This is a genomic window from Roseateles sp. (genome assembly GCF_047654785.1).
Taxonomy (GTDB): Bacteria; Pseudomonadota; Gammaproteobacteria; order Burkholderiales; family Burkholderiaceae_C; genus Pelomonas.
On the sequence record NZ_JASGKQ010000001.1, the window covers coordinates 940,205 to 958,479 of the forward strand.

Genomic DNA, 18,275 nt, shown 5'->3' on the forward strand with positions numbered 1-18,275 from the left:
GGGCGGGGCTTCACCATTCCAGGAGACACCCATGCACAACGACAACCCCGCGCCGCGCGCCCGGCTGCTGAGCCTGCTGGTGGCGGCGGCCTGTGGCGGCCTGTCCGCCACGGCGGCCGCCGACCCGGCGATCACGCTGACGGCCGCCTACGCGCTCAACGGCGTGGCCGTGCCCGATGCGCTGCCCGAAGGCTCGATCTTCGCGACGCCCGAGGGCGCCGACTTCTACCTGAACCGGGGCGAAGGCGGCTCCAGCGTCTTCTTCCACACCTACGGCTTCGTGGGCAGTCCGACCTACTTCGGCGCCCGCGCGTCCGGCGAGGGCCTGGACTTCTATGCGAAGACCAGCGCGCTCTACAGCGGCACCTACACCAACACCACCGGCAGCGCGGTGATGCTGAACTTCGGCTTCAACCTGGAAGGCGGCGAGGTCGCGCTGTGGGGCGACGGCGATGGCATGGCCAACCTGCGCCTGCAGATCCGCCGCAACGGCCAGGTCGTCAGCCAGGGCGACACGCTGGTCACGCAGTCGGGCGCGAACTTCAGCTGCTTGGAGAGCGACATCGGCGCGCTGGGCGCCTGGGCCGGCTGTGCGGCCGCGACGTCGAACCACGTCCACGGCGCGGGCGGCGCCTACTCGGTGGACATGGGCCTGGTCGCCGCCGGCGAGACCATCACCATCGACTACGACATCGTCTCCACCGTCAGCGGCCAGTACGTGGGCGGCGCGGTCGGCTCCGGCGACTGCTATGGCGGCTACGGCGGCTATGGCGAGGCGGTCGCGCTGGCCGAGGACACGCCCCACATGGCCTGCGTCATCTACAACGGCATCGCCCGCTCCGGCGACCCGTTCGACGGCAACGGCCTCGGCCCCAGCGCCGACTTCTCGCTGACCGCCACCGCCGTCGCGTTGCCCGAGCCCGGCAGCCTGGCGCTGCTGGCGGCGGCCGGTGGTGGCGGCTGGCTGGGCTGGCGCCGACGGCGCGGCGGCAGGCCCGGCTGAGCCCGGCGGCTTGCGTTCGGCGGCACCTGCGGGTGCCGCTTTTCGTTCCCCCTAGACTCGCGCGCCATGGCTCGCTACGCATTCATCTGGGAGCTCGGTGGCGCCTACGGCCACCTGGGCCGCATGATCCCCGTCGCCCGCGAGCTGCAGCGCCGCGGCCACGAGGTGGTCTTCATCATCCGCGAGCTGGTCGAGGCCGAGCGCCTGCTGGGGCCGCATGGCTTCCGGTGGTTCCAGGCGCCACTGTGGATGGGCCGGGTGATGCGCCTGCCCGACCCGCTCAGCCACGCCGAGCTGCTGATGGGCTTCGGCTTCCTGGACCCGCCGGCGCTGCTGGGCATCTGCCGCGCCTGGCGCCACCTGCTGGCGCTGCTGCGCGTGGACGCGCTGCTGGTCGACTACGCGCCCACGGCCGTGCTGGCCAGCCGCGGCCTGGGCCTGCCGTGCATCAACCTGGCCAACGGCTTCCAGCTGCCACCGGCCGCGCGCCCGCTGCCGCCGCTGCGCTGGTGGCAGAAGGCGCCGGCGGCGCGGCTGCTGGACTCCGAGCAGCAGGTGCTGCACGTGGCCAACCAGGTGCTGTACGAGCTGGGCGCGCCGCCGCTCGACGGCGTGCTGGACCTGCTGTCCGTCGGCGCCGACGTGCTGGCGACGCTGCCCGAGCTGGACCACTACCCGAACCGCGCCGGCGGCGATTTCGTCGGCCCCATCTTCGCGCTCGGCCGTGGTGACGACGTGCACTGGCCGGGCCGGGGCGCGCTGAAGGTGTTCGCCTACCTGAAGCCGGACTACGGCGCGCTGGACGCGCTGCTGGCCGTGCTGAAGGGGCTGGACGCCAGCGTGCTGGTGCACGTGCCGGGCGTGTCGCGCCGCACGGTGGAGGCCTTCAGCGGCGAGAACCTGCGCATCTCGCGCCAGCCGCTGGACATCGAGCAGGCGCGCCGCGGCTGCGACGTGGCCGTGCTGCACGCGGGCGTCAGCACGGTCTGCGCGCTGCTGCTGGCCGGCAAGCCGCTGCTGCTGTTCCCGCAGCAGCTGGAGCAGACGATGTTCGCGCGCGGCGTCGAGGCGCTGGGCGCCGCGGTGGCCCTCCCGGAGGCGGCCGCGGGCCAGTTCCCCCGGCTCGTCAAGCGGGCGCTGGCCGATGCGTCGCTCGGCGAGGCGGCCCGGCGCTTCGCGCAGAAGTACGCCGGCTTCGACCAGGCTGGCGCCATCCGCACCGTCGCCGACCGCTGCGAGGCGCTGCTCGCCCCGGCCTGACCGGACCCGGGAATGCGCGATGGGCGCGATCGCGGCCATCTGCTAGTCTCCCGGCCTTCGTTTTTGCCCCGCGCCGCCATGGCTCCTCCGTGGTCGGCGCCCTCGATGGATACCGCACTCGTTCTCTTTCTGATCCTTCTCAACGGCCTGTTCGCGATGTCGGAGATGGCCCTGACCGCCAGCCGCAAGGCGCGGCTGCAGGTGATGGTGGAAAGCGGCGAGGGCGGCGCGCAGGCGGCCATGGACCTGCACGACAACCCCACCAAGTTCCTCTCGACGGTGCAGATCGGCATCACCGGCATCGGCGTGCTGAACGGCATCGTCGGCGACGCGGCCTTCTCCGGCCCGCTGTCGCAATGGCTCAGCGAGACCTTCGGCCTGCATCCCAACGCCACGCAGATCGCCGCGACGGCGCTGGTCGTCGTCATCATCACGCTGCTGACCATCGTGTTCGGCGAGCTGGTGCCCAAGCGCATCGGCCAGATCTACCCCGAGACGGTGGCGCGCCTGGTGGCGCCGGCGATGAACTTCATCTCGCTGGTCGCCCGCCCGCTGGTGCGCGCGCTGAGCTTCCTGACCGAGGCCACGCTGCGCCTGCTGGGCCTGCGCAACAAGGGCGCGCGCGGCGTGACGGAAGAGGAGATCGCCGCCAGCCTGGAGGAGGGCCTGGACGCGGGCGTCATCGAGCAGCACGAGCACCAGATGGTGCGCAACGTGTTCCGCCTGGACGAGCGCCAGGTGGGCTCGATGATGATCCCGCGCGCCGAGATCGCCTGGCTGGACGTGGACGCGGCGCCCGCCGAGGTGCTGGCCGTGCTGCGCGAGCACGGCTTCAGCCGCTATCCGGTGTGCCGCGGCGGCCTGACCGAGGTGCTGGGCGTGGCCAATGCGCCCGCGCTGCTGGCCGGCATGCTGGAGGGCCAGCCGCTGGACCTGACGGCCGGCCTGGAGGCGCCGCTGTTCGTGCCGGAGACGCTGTCGGGCATGGAGTTGCTGGAGCATTTCCGCGTGTCGGACGCGCCGCTGGTCTTCGTCGTCGACGAGTACGGCGAGGTGCAGGGCGTGATCACCGTGCGCGACGTGCTGGAGGCCATCGCCGGGGAGTTCAACGCCCCCAGCGACGGCGACGCCTGGGCGGTGCAGCGCGAGGACGGGAACTGGCTGATCGACGGCCTGATCCCCGTGCCCGAGCTGAAGGACCGCCTGGGCCTGAAGGAACTGCCCGAGGAAGACCGTGGGCGCTACAACACCCTGGCCGGCATGATCATGCTGCTGCTGGGGCGCTTGCCGCGCACGGCCGATGTGGTGGAGTGGGACGCGTGGAGATTCGAGGTCGTGGACCTCGACGGCAAGCGTGTGGACAAAGTGCTGGCCAGTCGCCTGGCCGAACCTGGAGAGAAGGAATCATGAGCAACCCCCCGATGTACGGCGAACTGCAGCCGCTGGACCGCGAAGTCCACAAGAACCTGAAGCTGGACACCGCCCGGGCCGTCGTCAGCCGCGTGGCCGACCAGAACTCCGTGTTCCTGGCCGCCGTCGAATTCGGCGATGCGTGCAAGGAATACCCCATCGTCTTCGTGCGCGCGGGCGAGCCGGCCGCCGACGGCAAGCAGGCCGTCGCGCCGCTGGCCGTGCTGGGCCTGAAGCCGGGCTCCAACCTGTATGTGGACGGCGGGAAGTGGACCGGCAACTACGTGCCGGCCTATGTGCGCCGCTACCCGTTCGCGATGGCGCGCCTGGACGGCAACGCCAACAACCTGGCCGTCTGCTACGACAGCCGCTGGGAGGGCTTCAACGATGCCACCGGCGAGGCGCTGTTCAAGGACGGCGAGCCGACCGAGTTCCTGATGAACGCCAAGGCCTTCCTGGAGAACTTCGAGCAGGAAGCCGAGCGCACCCGCCTGATCTGCAACCTGCTGGCCGAGATGGACCTGCTGCAGGACATGCGCTTCGAGGCCACGCTGCCGGACGGCCAGAAGCTGGACGTCGAGGGCTTCCTGGCGCTGGACGAGAAGAAATACGCCGAGCTGCCGGACGACAAGGTGCTGCAACTGCACCGCAACGGCCTGATCGCGCTGGTCGAGATGCACCGCCTGTCGCTGGGCAACATGAACCGCCTGGCCGGCCGCTACGCCGCCTGACCCGGCGCTGCCGGCGCCCCGCAGGCCACGCATCGCGTGGCCTTTTTTGCGGATTGCGGGCGGCCGCCGTCACTCGTTTGGGTGACGGCCGAGGCCCGCGAGTGCGGGATTTCACATGTATCGGTTGGTGACGATTGGGGAAAAGTCACATTCCAATCCCTAGACTTCGCCGTTCGCGTGCCAGACGCCCAAGGAAACCGCTTTCATGTTCTCCACCGCCAAGAAGTCCAGTCACACGCCGCCCCTTCCCTTTGGCGGCCCGCCGCTGGAACTGAACAGTGATTTCGGCGGGCTGGAGGGCGAGGCGCTGGACCTGGTCGAGCGCCGCTACAACGACCGCGGCCTGGCCGTGGCCCGCGAGCGCTACAGCAGCCGCAACGAGGCGGGCGACATCGTCTGCTCCGCGCGCGACGGGGAGCGCATCGTCGGCACCCTGTCCGTGCGCTTCGACGGCACGGGCGGCCTGCACGCCGACGCGCTGTTCGAGGCGGAGCTGGCCGAATGGCGGGCCGGCGGCGTCAAGCTCTGCGAGTTCGGCGGGCTGGCCGTCGACAAGCACTCCCACAACCCCAAGCGCGTGCTGGCGCAGCTCTACCACCTGGGCTACCTGCACGCCCACCGCCGCGCGGCCTGCGAGCGCCTGGTCATCGAGGTGAACCCGCGGCACGTCGCCTTCTACCGCCGCTGGCTGGGCTTGCTGCCGTACACGGCGGCCCGCCACAACGCCCGCGTCAACGCGCCGGCCGTGCTGATGAGCGTGGACTTCGCCACCGTGCGCGAGCAGATCGCGCTGTGGGGCGGCCGGCCCGAGCTGCTGGCCTCGGCGCGCAGCCTGTATCCGCTGGCCTGGGACCCGCTGACCGAGGCCGAGATGCTGGCCCGCATTCCCTGAGCCCATGGCGTCAGTGCCCCAGCCGGCGCGACAGCAGCCCGGCGGCTTCCCGCAGCGCGCGGGCCGGCAGGCCGTCCGCCGCGGTGTCGAAGCTGGCGCTCGGGCCGATGGCCGTCAGCGCCAGCACCAGCCGGCCTGAGGCCTCGAACACCGGCGCCGCTGCGGCGCTGACGCCCGGCACCACGCCGTCGCGCGAGATCGCCAGCCCGGCGCCGGCCACGGCGGCGGTCGTGGCCGCGTCGGGCAGCGGCTCGCCGAGCGCCGCAGCCTCGCCGGCCCGGTAGGCCGCGAACAGCCGGCCCGACGCCGTGCCCGCCAGGCTCATCACCGTGCCGTGCCGCATGCTGACGTGGACCGGCGTCGGCCCCTCGGCCACGCGCACGATGGTGGGGCCGCGCGTGCCCCAGACGGCGATCGCCACGGTGTGCCCCAGCCGCAGCGCCAGCTCCTCGATGACGGGCGTGGCCAGCCGCACCGGGTCGTACTGCTGCAGGCTGATGAGGCCCAGCTGCAGCGCCAGCGGCCCCAGCCCGTAGGGGCCGCTGCCGCCGTCCTGCTCCACCAGCCCCAGCTTGATGAAGCTCACCAGGTAGGGGTGGGCCTTGGCGGGCGTCATGCCGGCCTCGCGGGCCAGGTCCTTCAGCGCCATCGGCCGGCCGTGGTGGGCCAGCGCCAGCAGCAGCTGGCCGCCGACTTCGATGCTCTGGATGCCGCGGGGCTCCTTGCTGGCGGGCTTGGCGTCGTTCATGCGGGAAATTCTATATTGCTGAATCAATTCTGTTTAGGATAAATTCCGGACCTGCCGTCGAGGAGACCCCCTGCATGACCACCAAAGCCTTTGCCTCCCAAGCCGACCTGGACGAAAAACAGGTCACGTTCGAGCGTCTGTCCGAGCACGCCTGGGCGTACACGGCCGAGGGCGACCCCAACACCGGCATCGTCATCGGCCGCGACGCGGCGATGGTGATCGACACGCAGGCCACGCCGGTGATGGCGGCGGACGTGATCCGGCGCATCCGCGAGGTGAGCGCCGTGCCGATCAAGTACGTGCTGCTGAGCCACTACCACGCGGTGCGCGTGCTGGGTGCCAGCGCCTTCCAGGCCGAGGGGCTGGAGCAGGTGATTGCCAGCGAGGGCACGCTGGCGCTGATCCGTGAGCGCGGCGAGCAGGACAAGGCCAGCGAGATCGGCCGCTTCCCGCGACTGTTCCGCAACGTCGAGTCGGTGCCGGCGGGCCTGACCTGGCCGACGCTGACCTTCTCCGGCCGGCTGACGCTGGACCTGGGCGGCGTCCAGGTCGAGATGTTCTCGCCCGGCCGCGGCCACACGGCGGGCGACACGGTGGCCTGGCTGCCCGGGGAGCGGGTGCTGTTCAGCGGCGACCTGGTCGAGTTCGACGCCACGCCCTACTGCGGCGACGCGCACTTCGCCGACTGGCCGGCCACGCTGGACGCCATCGCCGCGCTGGACGCCGCCGCGCTGGTGCCGGGCCGCGGCCCGGCGCTGAAGGGCGCGGCGCAGGTGGCCGCCGGCCTGGACGGCACGCGCGCCTTCGTCAGCGAGCTGTACGCGGCCGTGCAGGCCGGCGTGCAGGCGGGCGAGCCGCTGAAGGCCGTCTACCAGCGCACGATGGCGGCGCTGCGGCCCCGATACGGCCACTGGGTCATCTTCGACCACTGCATGCCCTTCGACGTGACCCGCGCCTACGACGAGGCCGGCGGCACCTCGCACCCGCGCATCTGGACGGCGGAGCGCGACGTCGAGATGTGGAAGGCGCTCGAAGGCGTTTGAGATGGCGCCCCCCGTCCGGTCTGGCCCCGCTGAACGCGGGCCAACCCGGCCGGCCCCCCGAGGGGGCGGCGATGCGCGCGGGGCTTGCCCCGCTCGCACATCGCCAGGCGGGCCGGCTTGGGAGCGGCCCGGCGCTCGGCCCGCACTTGTGCACGACGTGATCGAAGAGTTGTGATGGACCTGCCCCGCTATCCCTACCACCAGAGCCTGGAACAGCGCTCCGGCCAGCCGCAGCGCCGGCCGGTGGTCATCGTCGGCGCCGGCCCGGTCGGGCTGACGCTGGCGCTGGACCTGGCCAGGCGCGAGCTGCCGGTGGTCGTCATCGACGACAGCGACCGCATCGGCGAGGGCTCGCGCGCCGTCTGCTGGGCGAAGAAGACGCTGGAGGTGTTCGACCGCCTCGGCGTCGGCGAGGCCGTCGCGCGCGAGGGCGTGCGCTGGCAGCTGGGCCGGGTGTTCCACGGCGAGCGCGAGGCCTACCGCTTCGACCTGCTGCCCGAGGCGCAGCACAAGATGCCGGCCATGGTCAACCTGCAGCAGGACCAGGTGGAGGCCCGGCTGGTGCGCGCGGTGCAGCTGGACGGGCGCATCGAGCTGCGCGGCCGCCACGAGCTGGCCGGGCTGGCGCAGGACGGCGAGGGCGTGACGCTGAAGGTCCGCACGCCGGACGGCCTGTTCGACATGCGCGCCGACTGGGTGGTCGCCTGCGACGGCGCGCGCAGCCCGACGCGCACGATGCTGGGCCTGGGCTTCCAGGGCCAGGTGTTCGAGGACCGCTTCCTGATCGCCGACGTGCGCCTGGCTCCCGGCGCGCGCCCGCGCGGGCTGGACCCGGCCCGGCCCGAGCGCTGGTTCTGGTTCGACCCGCCCTTCCACCGCGGCCAGTCCGTGCTGCTGCACGCGCAGGCCGACGGGCTGTGGCGCATCGACTTCCAGCTCGGCCGCCACGCCGACGCCGAGGCCGAGCGCGACCCCGGGCGCATCCGCGCCCGCGTCGCCGCGATGCTGGGCACCGAGGGCTTCGAGCTGGCGTGGTCGTCCATCTACCAGTTCTGCTGCCGCCGGGCGGAGCGCTTCCGCGTCGGCCGCGTGCTGCTGGCCGGCGACGCGGCGCACCAGGTCTCGCCCTTCGGCGCGCGCGGCGCCAACAGCGGCGTGCAGGACGCCGACAACCTCGGCTGGAAGCTGGCCGCCGTGCTGCGCGGCGAGGGCGGCGACGCGCTGCTCGACAGCTACGAGCAGGAACGCATCGCCGCCGCCGACGACAACATCGGCCACTCCACCCGCGCCACCGACTTCATCAGCCCCAAGAGCGCGCTGAGCCTGCGGCTGCGCAAGGCGGCGCTGGACCTGGCCGCGCACACCGGGTTCGCCAAGCCGCTGGTCAACAGCGGCCGGCTGTCGCTGCCCACCGAGGTGCGCGATTCGCCGCTCAACACGCCCGACGGCGACGCCTGGGCCGGCGGCCCCGCGCCCGGCTGCCCGGCGCCCGACGCGCCGCTGGACGGCGGCTGGCTCGGCGAGCGGCTGGGCGGCGAGTTCGCGCTGCTGGCCTTCGGCGCGGCGGCCGCGGACTGCGGCGTCCGCGTGCTGGCGCTGCCGGCCGACGGCCTCGCCGCGCAGCGCTACGGCGCGCCGCCGGGCAGCGTCTACCTGATCCGGCCGGACGCGGTGGTCGCCGCGCGCTGGCAGCGCTGCGACGCGGCGGCGGTGCAGGCCGCCATCGCCCGCGCCCATGGGAGGCCCGCATGAATAAATTGACTCTGACCCCAAATTTCGGCGGCGATGCGGACGGCTTCTACGCCGAGCTGATCGCCGCCCAGGCGGGGCTGGACGACGAGGCCGCCGCCGACTGGCTCGCGCGGCTGGCGCTGATTCTTTGCAACCACATCGGCGACCGCGAGGTGCTGAGGCAAGCCTTCGCACTCGCCCGCCACGAACGCCATGACTGAACCGACCTCGCTTCACTACCTGACCGGCTTCGGCAACCAGCACAGCAGCGAGGCCGTGCCGGGCGCGCTGCCCATCGGCCGCAACAGCCCGCAGCGCGCGCCGCACGGGCTGTACGCCGAGCTGCTGTCCGGCAGCGCCTTCACCGCCCCGCGCGTGGACAACCAGCGCACCTGGCTGTACCGGCGCCGTCCGTCCGTCGTCGTCGGCGGCTACGCGCCGCTGGCGCAGCCGCACTGGAAGAGCGGCGCCGCGCAGGGCGAGGCCGTGCCGCCCGACCCGCTGCGCTGGGGCCCGACGCCGCTGCACGGCGACGGCGATTTCGTCGACGGCCTGCGCACCTACGCGGTCAACGGCGAGCCGGGCATCGGCGGCATGGGCGCGCACGCCTACGTCGCCACCCGCGCGATGGGCCGGCGCGCGCTGGTGAACGCCGACGCCGAGATGCTGCTCGTGCCGCAGCAGGGCCGGCTGCTCGTGACGACCGAGCTGGGCCGGCTGGCGGTGGCGCCCGGTTCCATCGCGCTGCTGCCGCGCGGCATGGCCTTCAAGGTGGACCCGCTGGACGGCCCGGCGCGCGGCTACGTCTGCGAGAACTTCGGCGCCGCCTTCCGGCTGCCGGAGCTGGGCCCGATCGGCTCCAACGGCCTGGCCAGCGCGCGCGACTTCGAGGCCCCCGTCGCCTGGCACGAGCAGGACGAAGGCGCCTACGAGATCGTCAAGCGCCACGGCGGCCGGCTGTGGCGCGCGGTGCAGCCGCACAGCCCGTTCAACGTCGTCGCCTGGCACGGCAACCTCGTGCCCTGCCGCTACGACACCGCGCGCTTCATGACGATCAACACCGTCAGCTTCGACCACCCGGACCCGAGCATCTTCACCGTGCTCACCAGCCCCAGCGACACGCCGGGCTGGGCCAACGTGGACTTCGTCATCTTCCCGCCGCGCTGGATGGTGGCCGAGGACACCTTCCGCCCGCCCTGGTACCACCGCAACGTGATGAGCGAGTTCATGGGCCTGGTGCTGGGCCAGTACGACGCCAAGCCCGAGGGCTTCAAGCCCGGCGGCGCCAGCCTGCACAACAGCTACGTGCCGCACGGCCCCGACGCCGAGGCCTTCGACAAGGCCAGCCACGCCGAGCTGGCGCCGCACAAGCTGGACCAGACGCTGGCCTTCATGTTCGAGACCCGCTGGCCGCTCAAGCCCACCGCCTGGGCGCTGGCCGATGCGCCGCTGGAGACGACTTACGCCGACTGCTGGCGCGACCTGAAGGATGAGTTCCATGCTTGACCACACCCACGACGCCGCCGCCCGCTCCTGGGTCGCGTCCGCCAACGACCCCGCCACCGACTTCCCGCTGCAGAACCTGCCCTTCTGCAGCTTCCGCCGCTCGGGCTCGCAGGAGCCCTGGCGCATCGGCGTCGGCATCGGCGACCAGATCCTGGACCTGGCCGGCTGGGGCTTCGCCGACATGAACGCGCTGATGGCCCGGCCCGGCCACGAGCGGCGCGCGCTGCGGCACCGGCTGTTCGACACGCTCAAGGCCGGTGCGCCCGAGCTGGCGCTGCTGCCGCAGGCCCAGGCCGAGTACGCCGTGCCCTGCCGCATCGGCGACTACACCGACTTCTACACCGGCATCCACCATGCCCGCGCCGTCGGCCGGCTGTTCCGCCCCGACAACCCGCTGCTGCCCAACTACCAGTGGGTGCCCATCGGCTACCACGGCCGCAGCAGCTCCATCGTCGTCAGCGGCACGCCGCTGCGCCGGCCGCGCGGCCAGGTCAAGCCGCCGGACGCCGACGCGCCGGTCTTCCAGCCCAGCGCCCGCATTGACTGCGAGCTGGAGCTGGGCCTGTTCGTCGGCCCCGGCAACGCGCTGGGCGAGCCCTTCGGCATCGACGAGGCGGACGAGCACGCCTTCGGCCTGACGCTGCTGAACGACTGGAGCGCCCGCGACATCCAGCCCTGGGAATACCAGCCGCTGGGCCCCTTCCTGGCCAAGAACTTCGGCACCACGATCTCGCCGTGGATCGTCACGATGGAGGCGCTGGCGCCGTTCCGCATCCCGTTCACGCGGCCCGAGGGCGACCCGCAGCCGCTGCCCTACCTCGACTCGCCCGCGCACCGCGCCGGCGCGGCGTTCGACATCGGGCTGGAGGTCTGGCTCAAGACGCCGGCCTGCGCCGAGGCCGTGCGCCTCTCGCGCTCCAACCTGCGGCACGCCTACTGGTCGCTGGCGCAGATGCTGACCCACCACGCCAGCAACGGCTGCAACCTGCAGCCCGGCGACCTGCTGGGCACCGGCACGCTGAGCGGCCCGGCTCCGGACGAGGCCGGCTCGCTGCTGGAGCTGACCCTGGGCGGCAAGCAGCCGATCACGCTGCCCAACGGCGAGCAGCGCAGCTTCCTGCTCGACGGCGACCAGCTCGGCCTGCGCGCCAGCGCCGAGAAGCCGGGCTTCCGGCGCATCGGGTTCGGGCCGTGTGACGGGGTGATCCTGCCGGCGGCTTGACCGTTTCCGGGCCCGGCCGCACGGATCCGTGCGGCCGGGCCCGGGCCGGTGCGGCGGCGGTGCGGGATGCACCGCAACGGGGCTGCGGCGCGGGCGGCGAGGGCGGACCCGCCGCAGCCAGGGCGGGGCCGGGGCTGGCACGGGCCTTGCGCTTGGGGTGGGTGGTCACCGCACTCACCCAACCCCCTGGAGGTTCCCCGATGCTTCGCCGTTCCGCCCTGGCCCTCGCCGCTGCCGCCGCCGCCACCCTGGCCGCCCCCGCCGCCTTCGCCGCCGACACCATCAAGGTCGGCGTGCTGCACTCGCTGTCGGGCACGATGGCCATCTCCGAGACGGTGCTCAAGGACACCGTGCTGATGGCCATCGACGAGATCAACGCCAAGGGCGGCCTGCTCGGCAAGAAGCTGGAGCCGGTGGTGGTGGACCCGGCGTCCAACTGGCCGCTGTTCGCCGAGAAGGCCAAGCAGCTGATTTCGCAGGACAAGGTGGCCGTGGTGTTCGGCTGCTGGACCTCGGTGAGCCGCAAGAGCGTGCTGCCGGTGTTCGAGCAGACCAACTCGCTGCTGTTCTACCCGGTGCAGTACGAGGGCGAGGAGCTGAGCAAGAACGTGTTCTACACGGGCGCGGCGCCGAACCAGCAGGCCATTCCCGCCGTCGAGTACCTGATGAGCAAGGACGGCGGCGGCGCCAAGCGCTTCGTGCTGCTGGGCACGGACTACGTGTACCCGCGCACGACCAACAAGATCCTGCGCGCCTTCCTGAAGAGCAAGGGCGTGGCCGACGCCGACATCATGGAGGACTACACCCCCTTCGGCCACGCGGACTACCAGAGCATCATCGCCAAGATCAAGAAGTTCGCCGCCGAGGGCAAGAAGACGGCCGTGGTGTCCACCATCAACGGCGACTCCAACGTGCCCTTCTACAAGGAGCTGGGCAACCAGGGCCTGAAGGCGACGGACGTGCCGGTCGTGGCCTTCTCTGTCGGCGAGGAGGAGCTGCGCGGCGTGGACACCAAGCCGCTGCAGGGCCATCTCGCCGCGTGGAACTACTTCATGTCCATCAAGGCGCCGGCCAACGACGAGTTCGTCAAGAAGTGGAGCGCCTACGCCAAGGCCAAGAACATCGCCGGCCACAAGGACAAGCCGCTGACCAACGACCCGATGGAGGCCACCTACATCGGCCTCAACATGTGGGCGCAGGCGGTCAAGAAGGCCGGCAGCACCGACACCGACAAGGTCATCGCCGCGATGGCCGGCCAGACCTTCAAGGCGCCGTCGGGCATCACGTCCAAGATGGACGAGAAGAACCATCACCTGCACAAGTCGGTGTTCATCGGCGAGGTGAAGGCGGACGGCCAGTTCAACGTCGTCTGGAAGACGCCCGGCCCGGTCAAGGCGCAGCCGTGGAGCCCGTACATCCCCGAGAACAAGGGCAAGAAGGACGAGCCCACGAAATAAGCCCACCCCCTACCGGCTTCGCCGGCCCCCTCAAGGGGGCGCCGCTGGTGGACTGGCAGAGCCAGATCCACGGCGGCCGCTGGAGGGGCGCGCGTGCTGCGCACGGCGCTGGTTGTGGTTCGACTGGATCGTCATGATCAAACGACTTCTGTTGGGATGCCTGCTCGCGTTGGGCGGCTGGTCGGCGTGGGCCTTGCCGCCCGAGCTGGCGGCGCGCATCGCCGCAGGCGAGGGCGATGACCGCGTGGCGGCGTTGCAGCAGGCGCTGGCCGCGGGCGATGCGTCGCTCGGGCCGTTCCTGCGCGCGCTGCAGGACGGCCGGGTGTGGCTGCAGGGCGGACAGGCACTGGTGGTCGCCGAGGGCGCGGCGGCGCCGGCGGGCGCCGAGGAGCCGATGCTGAACAACCGCATGCGCCGCGAGATCGACGCGGCGCTGGCCGGGCTGGACCTGCTGTCCCCCGACCGCAATACCCGCGGCCAGGCGCTGGCGACGCTGCGCGACGACGCGGATGCGGCCAAGCTGCCGCTGTTCGAGAAGGCGCTCGCCGCGGAGACCGATGCCGGGCTGCGCGCGCAGCTGCAGGCCCTGCTGGCGGGCGCCCGGCTGTCGTCCGCCGACGTGGCGCAGCGCCGCGCCGCCGCGCTGGCACTGGCCGGCAGCGCCGACCCGGCGACGCGCGCGCTGCTGCTGGAAAGACTCGGCGCCGAGTCCGACCCCGCCGCGCGGGCCGCGATGCAGCAGGCCGCCGACGACATCGGTGGCCGCCTGGCCTGGGGCGAGCGCGCGCAGCTGCTGTTCTCGGGCCTGAGCCTGGGCTCGGTGCTGCTGCTGGTGGCGCTGGGCCTGGCCATCACCTACGGCCTGATGGGCGTCATCAACATGGCCCACGGCGAGCTGCTGATGGTGGGCGCCTACGCCACCTACAGCGTGCAGCAGGCGGTCCGCGCCTGGGCGCCGGCGGCCTTCGACTACTACCTGTGGCTGGCGCTGCCGGCCAGCTTCCTGGCCGCCGCGCTGGTGGGCGCGGCGATGGAGCGCAGCGTGATCCGCTGGCTCTACGGCCGGCCGCTGGAGACGCTGCTGGCCACCTGGGGCCTGTCGCTGGTGCTGATGCAGGGCGTGCGCAGCCTGTTCGGCGCGCAGAACGTGGCGGTGGAGAACCCGGCCTGGCTGTCCGGCGGCTGGGCGCTGCTGCCCAACCTGACGCTGCCCTACAACCGCCTGGCCATCCTCGCGTTCGCCGCGCTGGTGCTGGCGGGCATGGCGCTGCTGCTGGCGCGCACCCGGCTGGGCCTGATGGTGCGCGGCGTCACGCAGAACCGCCGCATGGCCGCCTGTGTGGGCGTCAACACCGCGCGGGTGGACACGCTGGCCTTCGCGCTGGGCTCCGGCGTCGCCGGCCTGGCCGGCTGCGCGCTGAGCCAGATCGGCAATGTCGGCCCGGACCTGGGCCAGAGCTACATCGTCGACGCCTTCATGGTGGTCGTGCTCGGCGGCGTGGGCCAGCTGGCCGGCACCGTCTACGCGGGCCTGGGCCTGGGCGTGCTGGCCAAGCTGCTGGAAGGCTGGCAGGGCGCGGTGCTCGCCAAGATCGCGCTGCTGATGCTGCTGGTGCTGGTCATCCAGAAGAAGCCGCAGGGCCTGTTCGCGCTGAAGGGCAGGTCGGTCGAATGAAGAAGCCTCTGCTCATCATCGTGGCCGTGCTGGTGCTGCTCGTGCCGCTGCTGCACCTCGCCTTCCCGCCCGGCCACGCGCTGCACCTCAGCGAGTTCTACGTCGGCCTGCTCGGCAAGTTCCTGTGCTTCGCGATCTGTGCGCTGGCGCTGGACCTGATCTGGGGCTTCGGCGGCATCCTGTCGCTGGGCCACGGGCTGTTCTTCGCGCTCGGCGGCTATGGCATGGGCATGTACCTGATGCGCCAGATCGGCCGCGACGGGCAGTACCAGTCGGCGCTGCCGGACTTCATGGTCTTCCTGAACTGGCAGGAGCTACCCTGGCACTGGGCGCTCAGCGACTCGCTGCTGGCCCAGCTCGTCCTGGCGCTGGCCGTGCCGGGCCTGCTGGCGGCGGTGTTCGGCTGGTTCGCCTTCCGCTCGCGCATCCAGGGCGTGTACTTCTCCATCATCACGCAGGCGCTCACCGTGGCCGCGATGCTGCTGTTCTTCCGCAACGAGACCGGCTTCGGCGGCAACAACGGCTTCACGGACTTCAAGCGCATCGCCGGCCACGCGCTGAACACGCCGGGCATGCGGGTGGCGCTGTGCATGGCCAGCGGCCTCGCGCTGATCGGCTGCTACCTGGTCGCCCGCGGGCTCACGCGCAGCCGCTGGGGCCGCATCCTGCAGGCCATCCGCGACGCCGAGGGCCGCGTGCGCTTCCTGGGCTACGACCCGGTGGCCTTCAAGCTCGGCGCCTACGTCATCTCCGCGCTGATGTGCGCGCTGGCCGGCGCGCTCTACGTGCCGCAGGTGGGCATCATCAACCCCAGCGAGATGAGCCCGGCGGCCAGCATCGAGATGGCCGTGTGGACGGCGGTGGGCGGGCGCGGCACGCTCATCGGGCCGGTGCTGGGCGCCTTCTTCGTCAACGGCATCAAGTCCGTCTTCACCGTCTGGTGGCCCGAGGGCTGGCTCTACGTGCTGGGCGCGCTGTTCATCGCGGTGACGCTGTTCCTGCCGACCGGCCTCGCGGGCCTGGCCAGGAGGTTCAAGAAATGACCCCGGAACTGCTGGAGGCGGGCGCGCAGGCGCGCTCGCGCGCGCTGACCCGGGTCGTCACCGGCGACGGCCCGGTGTTCAACCAGGGCGTGGCGCTGTACGTCGAAGACCTGCGGGTCGCCTTCGACGGCTTCCAGGCGCTCGGCGGCCTGAGCTTCACCGTCGGCGTGGGCGAGCTGCGCTGCGTCATCGGCCCCAACGGCGCCGGCAAGACGACGACGATGGACTGCATCACCGGCAAGACCCGGCCCGACAGCGGCCGCATCTTCTTCGGCAGCAACCTCGACCTGCGCACGATGAACGAGCAGCAGATCGCCCGCGCGGGCATCGGCCGCAAGTTCCAGAAGCCCACCGTGTTCGAGGCGCTGAGCGTCGCCGAGAACCTGGAGCTGGCGCTGGCCGGCGACCGCCGCGCGCGTTTTGCGCTGCGCGCCCGGCTCACCGGCGCGCAGCGCGACCGCATGGCCGAGCTGCTGCGCACCGTCCACCTGGCCGACCAGCGCCACCGCGCGGCCGGCCTGCTCAGCCACGGCCAGAAGCAGTGGCTGGAGATCGGCATGCTGCTGGCGCAGGACCCCAAGCTGCTGCTGCTGGACGAGCCCGTGGCCGGCATGACCGACGAGGAAACCGAGCGCACGGCCGAGCTGTTCCTGAGCCTGGAAGGCCAGCACTCGCTGGTCGTCGTCGAGCACGACATGAGCTTCGTCGCCACGCTGGCGTCGACGCACCGTACCGTCACGGTCCTGCACGAAGGCCAGACCCTGGCCGAGGGCACGATGGCGCAAGTCCAGGCGGATGAGAAGGTGATCGAGGTGTACCTTGGCCGATGACATCCTGACCGTCGACAAGCTGCAGCAGCACTACGGCGGCTCGCACATCCTGCGCGGCCTGAGCCTGGCGCTGAAGCCGGGCGAGGTCACCGTCGTGCTGGGCCGCAACGGCGTCGGCAAGACCACGCTGCTGAAGAGCCTGATGGGCGTCGTGCCCGTCACGTCCGGCGGCATCATGCTGGCCGGCGAGGATCTCGGCCCGCTGCGCACCCACCAGCGCGTGCGCGCCGGCCTCGGCTACGTGCCGCAGGGCCGCGAGATCTTCGGCCGGCTCACGGTCCTGGAGAACCTGCAGATGGGCCTGGCCAGCCAGCCCGCCGGCACGCCGCTGCCCAAGGCGCTGTTCGAGCTCTTCCCGGTGCTCGACAAGATGCGCGGCCGCCGCGGCGGCGACCTCTCCGGCGGCCAGCAGCAGCAGCTCGCCATCGCCCGCGCGCTCGCGCCGGGGCCGAAGGTGCTGCTGCTGGACGAACCCACCGAAGGCATCCAGCCCAACGTCATCCAGGACATCGGCCGCGTCATCAAGCACCTGGCGCACGACCAGGGCCTGGCGGTCGTGCTCGTCGAGCAGTTCTACGACTTCGCCGAGGAGCTGGCCGACCAGTACCTGCTGATGCAGCGCGGTGAGATCGTCATGCGCGGGCGGGGCGCGGACATGAAGGCGGACGGGGTGAGGGAGCGGCTGGCGATCTGACGCCATCTCGGCGAGGTGCCGGACGCCATGGAAGCGGGTGCCGGGTCGAGGCGCTGCAGTTGGCCAGCATGGACAAGATCGAGCGCGCACTGGCGCTGTTCATGGTGGTGTCCTGGCGCATCGGGCGGTTGATGCGGCTGGGGCGCACCTGCCCGGACCTGCCGGCCACGCTGGTGTTCGACGCCGACGAGATCCATGCGGCCTACGTGCTGACCAACAAGCCATTGCCGGACAAGCCACCCAGCCTCAACGAGGTGGTGCGCCGCGTGGCCATGCTGGGTGGCTTCCTCGCGCGTAAAGGTGATGGCGAGCCGGGCGTCAAAACCTTGTGGATCGGCCTGCAGCGCGTCATGGACTTCGCCTCAGGCAGCAGTTCCAGCAATTGCGGGATCGCCTTGATCTCGTTGCTCTTGTCGGCCGTGCGGATCTGGCCCAGCGTGACGCCGGATGCGCTGTCCCAGGCCGACACCAGGTGCGCCATCGCCCCATCCGCGTCGTGCGAGCCGCGCACGCTCTTGCCGTCGATGTGGATCGCCTGCGACTGCAGGTCCGGGCACAGCCGGCTCATCCAGGCGATGAAGCAGGCCTCGAAGCGCTTGGCATCGAGCAGCGCGAACACCCGGCTGAAGGTGTCGTGCGAGGCCATGCCGCTGTCAAAGGGCAACAGTCTTGCCGTCATCGAGCATCGCGTAGCGCCCGCTGGCGAGCATGACGCTACGCCGGTAGATGCCGGCCACGCGCTGCCCGTCGGCCATCGGGCGATGCTCCAGGCCGGTATCGGCGGCAATGTCCTTCGCGGCCCGTGCCAGCTCCCGGTTGCGCCGCGTGTCCAGCAGGTTGCACGCCAGGATCACGCGCTGCCCGCGCCGTTCGGCCAACCCTTGTTCGGCCAGGAAGTCGGCGCGCTGCTGCATGGCCTCGCCACCAAAGCCCCGATCGCCCAGGCCGGAACCGCTGCCGAAAGGGGGGGCGGCGATGCTCGCGGCATCGAGCTGCGAGCACATCGCCAGAGCGGGCCGGCTTGGGAGCG

The 18,275-nt window shown here is 71.8% G+C and carries 16 protein-coding genes and 3 pseudogenes; 16 read left to right on the top strand and 3 right to left on the bottom strand.

Annotated features, from left to right (window positions below; genetic code table 11):
- The first annotated feature begins 31 nt into the window (after positions 1 to 31).
- From QM788_RS04435 to QM788_RS04455, 5 genes are all read left to right on the top strand, one after another.
- Positions 32 to 1,003 (top strand): PEP-CTERM sorting domain-containing protein, encoded by a 972-nt coding sequence (locus tag QM788_RS04435; RefSeq protein ID WP_415660239.1) that lies wholly within the window; start codon positions 32 to 34, stop codon positions 1,001 to 1,003.
- 66 nt (positions 1,004 to 1,069) lie between these two features.
- Positions 1,070 to 2,263 carry a glycosyltransferase gene (locus QM788_RS04440; protein WP_415660240.1) on the top strand — a complete coding sequence of 398 codons (1,194 nt, stop codon included), beginning with the start codon at positions 1,070 to 1,072 and terminating at the stop codon, positions 2,261 to 2,263.
- A gap of 105 nt (positions 2,264 to 2,368) precedes the next feature.
- Positions 2,369 to 3,673 carry a hemolysin family protein gene (locus tag QM788_RS04445; RefSeq protein ID WP_415660241.1) on the top strand — a complete coding sequence of 435 codons (1,305 nt, stop codon included), beginning with the start codon at positions 2,369 to 2,371 and terminating at the stop codon, positions 3,671 to 3,673.
- Positions 3,670 to 4,404, top strand: coding sequence for a SapC family protein (locus QM788_RS04450; RefSeq protein WP_415660242.1), 735 nt, complete (start codon positions 3,670 to 3,672; stop codon positions 4,402 to 4,404). The genes QM788_RS04445 and QM788_RS04450 overlap by 4 nt, the downstream gene beginning before the upstream one ends.
- A gap of 205 nt (positions 4,405 to 4,609) precedes the next feature.
- Positions 4,610 to 5,296, top strand: a complete 687-nt coding sequence (locus QM788_RS04455; RefSeq protein ID WP_415660243.1) for an N-acyl amino acid synthase FeeM domain-containing protein — start codon at positions 4,610 to 4,612, stop codon at positions 5,294 to 5,296.
- 10 nt (positions 5,297 to 5,306) lie between these two features.
- Here the strand turns inward: QM788_RS04455 and QM788_RS04460 are convergent, their stop codons facing one another.
- A complete protein-coding gene (locus QM788_RS04460) occupies positions 5,307 to 6,044 on the bottom strand; it encodes an IclR family transcriptional regulator (RefSeq protein WP_415660244.1) in 738 nt (245 codons plus the stop codon).
- Positions 6,045 to 6,118: 74 nt separating this feature from the next.
- On the opposite strand from QM788_RS04460, the gene QM788_RS04465 reads away from it, so the two are divergent.
- The 11 genes and pseudogenes from QM788_RS04465 to QM788_RS04515 form a co-directional block, all read left to right on the top strand.
- Entirely contained in the window at positions 6,119 to 7,087 is a 969-nt protein-coding gene (locus QM788_RS04465) for an MBL fold metallo-hydrolase (RefSeq protein ID WP_415660245.1), read from the top strand.
- 174 nt (positions 7,088 to 7,261) lie between these two features.
- Positions 7,262 to 8,839 (top strand): FAD-dependent oxidoreductase, encoded by a 1,578-nt coding sequence (locus QM788_RS04470; protein WP_415660246.1) that lies wholly within the window; start codon positions 7,262 to 7,264, stop codon positions 8,837 to 8,839.
- Positions 8,836 to 9,039, top strand: a complete 204-nt coding sequence (locus tag QM788_RS04475) for a DUF2783 domain-containing protein (protein WP_415660247.1) — start codon at positions 8,836 to 8,838, stop codon at positions 9,037 to 9,039. The genes QM788_RS04470 and QM788_RS04475 overlap by 4 nt, the downstream gene beginning before the upstream one ends.
- Positions 9,032 to 10,324, top strand: a complete 1,293-nt coding sequence (hmgA, locus tag QM788_RS04480; protein WP_415660248.1) for a homogentisate 1,2-dioxygenase — start codon at positions 9,032 to 9,034, stop codon at positions 10,322 to 10,324. Before QM788_RS04475 ends, hmgA begins: the two co-directional genes overlap by 8 nt.
- Positions 10,308 to 11,546 carry a fumarylacetoacetase gene (gene fahA, locus QM788_RS04485; RefSeq protein ID WP_415660249.1) on the top strand — a complete coding sequence of 413 codons (1,239 nt, stop codon included), beginning with the start codon at positions 10,308 to 10,310 and terminating at the stop codon, positions 11,544 to 11,546. Before hmgA ends, fahA begins: the two co-directional genes overlap by 17 nt.
- A gap of 200 nt (positions 11,547 to 11,746) precedes the next feature.
- Positions 11,747 to 13,003, top strand: a complete 1,257-nt coding sequence (gene urtA / locus QM788_RS04490; RefSeq protein ID WP_415660250.1) for an urea ABC transporter substrate-binding protein — start codon at positions 11,747 to 11,749, stop codon at positions 13,001 to 13,003.
- Between the two features lie 133 nt (positions 13,004 to 13,136).
- Positions 13,137 to 14,678 carry an urea ABC transporter permease subunit UrtB gene (gene urtB, locus QM788_RS04495; RefSeq protein ID WP_415660251.1) on the top strand — a complete coding sequence of 514 codons (1,542 nt, stop codon included), beginning with the start codon at positions 13,137 to 13,139 and terminating at the stop codon, positions 14,676 to 14,678.
- Positions 14,675 to 15,721 carry an urea ABC transporter permease subunit UrtC gene (gene urtC / locus QM788_RS04500; protein ID WP_415660252.1) on the top strand — a complete coding sequence of 349 codons (1,047 nt, stop codon included), beginning with the start codon at positions 14,675 to 14,677 and terminating at the stop codon, positions 15,719 to 15,721. Before urtB ends, urtC begins: the two co-directional genes overlap by 4 nt.
- Positions 15,718 to 16,551, top strand: coding sequence for an urea ABC transporter ATP-binding protein UrtD (urtD, locus tag QM788_RS04505; RefSeq protein WP_415660253.1), 834 nt, complete (start codon positions 15,718 to 15,720; stop codon positions 16,549 to 16,551). The genes urtC and urtD overlap by 4 nt, the downstream gene beginning before the upstream one ends.
- 1 nt (position 16,552) lies before the next feature.
- On the top strand, positions 16,553 to 17,245 hold the full coding sequence (gene urtE / locus QM788_RS04510; protein WP_415660321.1) for an urea ABC transporter ATP-binding subunit UrtE: 693 nt from the start codon (positions 16,553 to 16,555) through the stop codon (positions 17,243 to 17,245).
- Between the two features lie 32 nt (positions 17,246 to 17,277).
- Positions 17,278 to 17,610 (top strand): annotated as a pseudogene (locus QM788_RS04515) (IS4 family transposase); the annotation flags it as partial.
- A 62-nt stretch (positions 17,611 to 17,672) separates the two neighbouring features.
- On the opposite strand, the pseudogene QM788_RS04520 reads toward QM788_RS04515, so the two are convergent.
- Together QM788_RS04520 and QM788_RS04525 are read right to left on the bottom strand one after the other, a co-directional pair.
- Positions 17,673 to 17,924 (bottom strand): annotated as a pseudogene (locus tag QM788_RS04520) (ISAs1 family transposase); the annotation flags it as partial.
- Positions 17,902 to 18,204, bottom strand: a pseudogene (locus QM788_RS04525) (DUF3363 domain-containing protein); the annotation flags it as partial. The pseudogenes QM788_RS04525 and QM788_RS04520, both read right to left, overlap by 23 nt.
- Between the last annotated feature and the right edge of the window lie 71 nt (positions 18,205 to 18,275).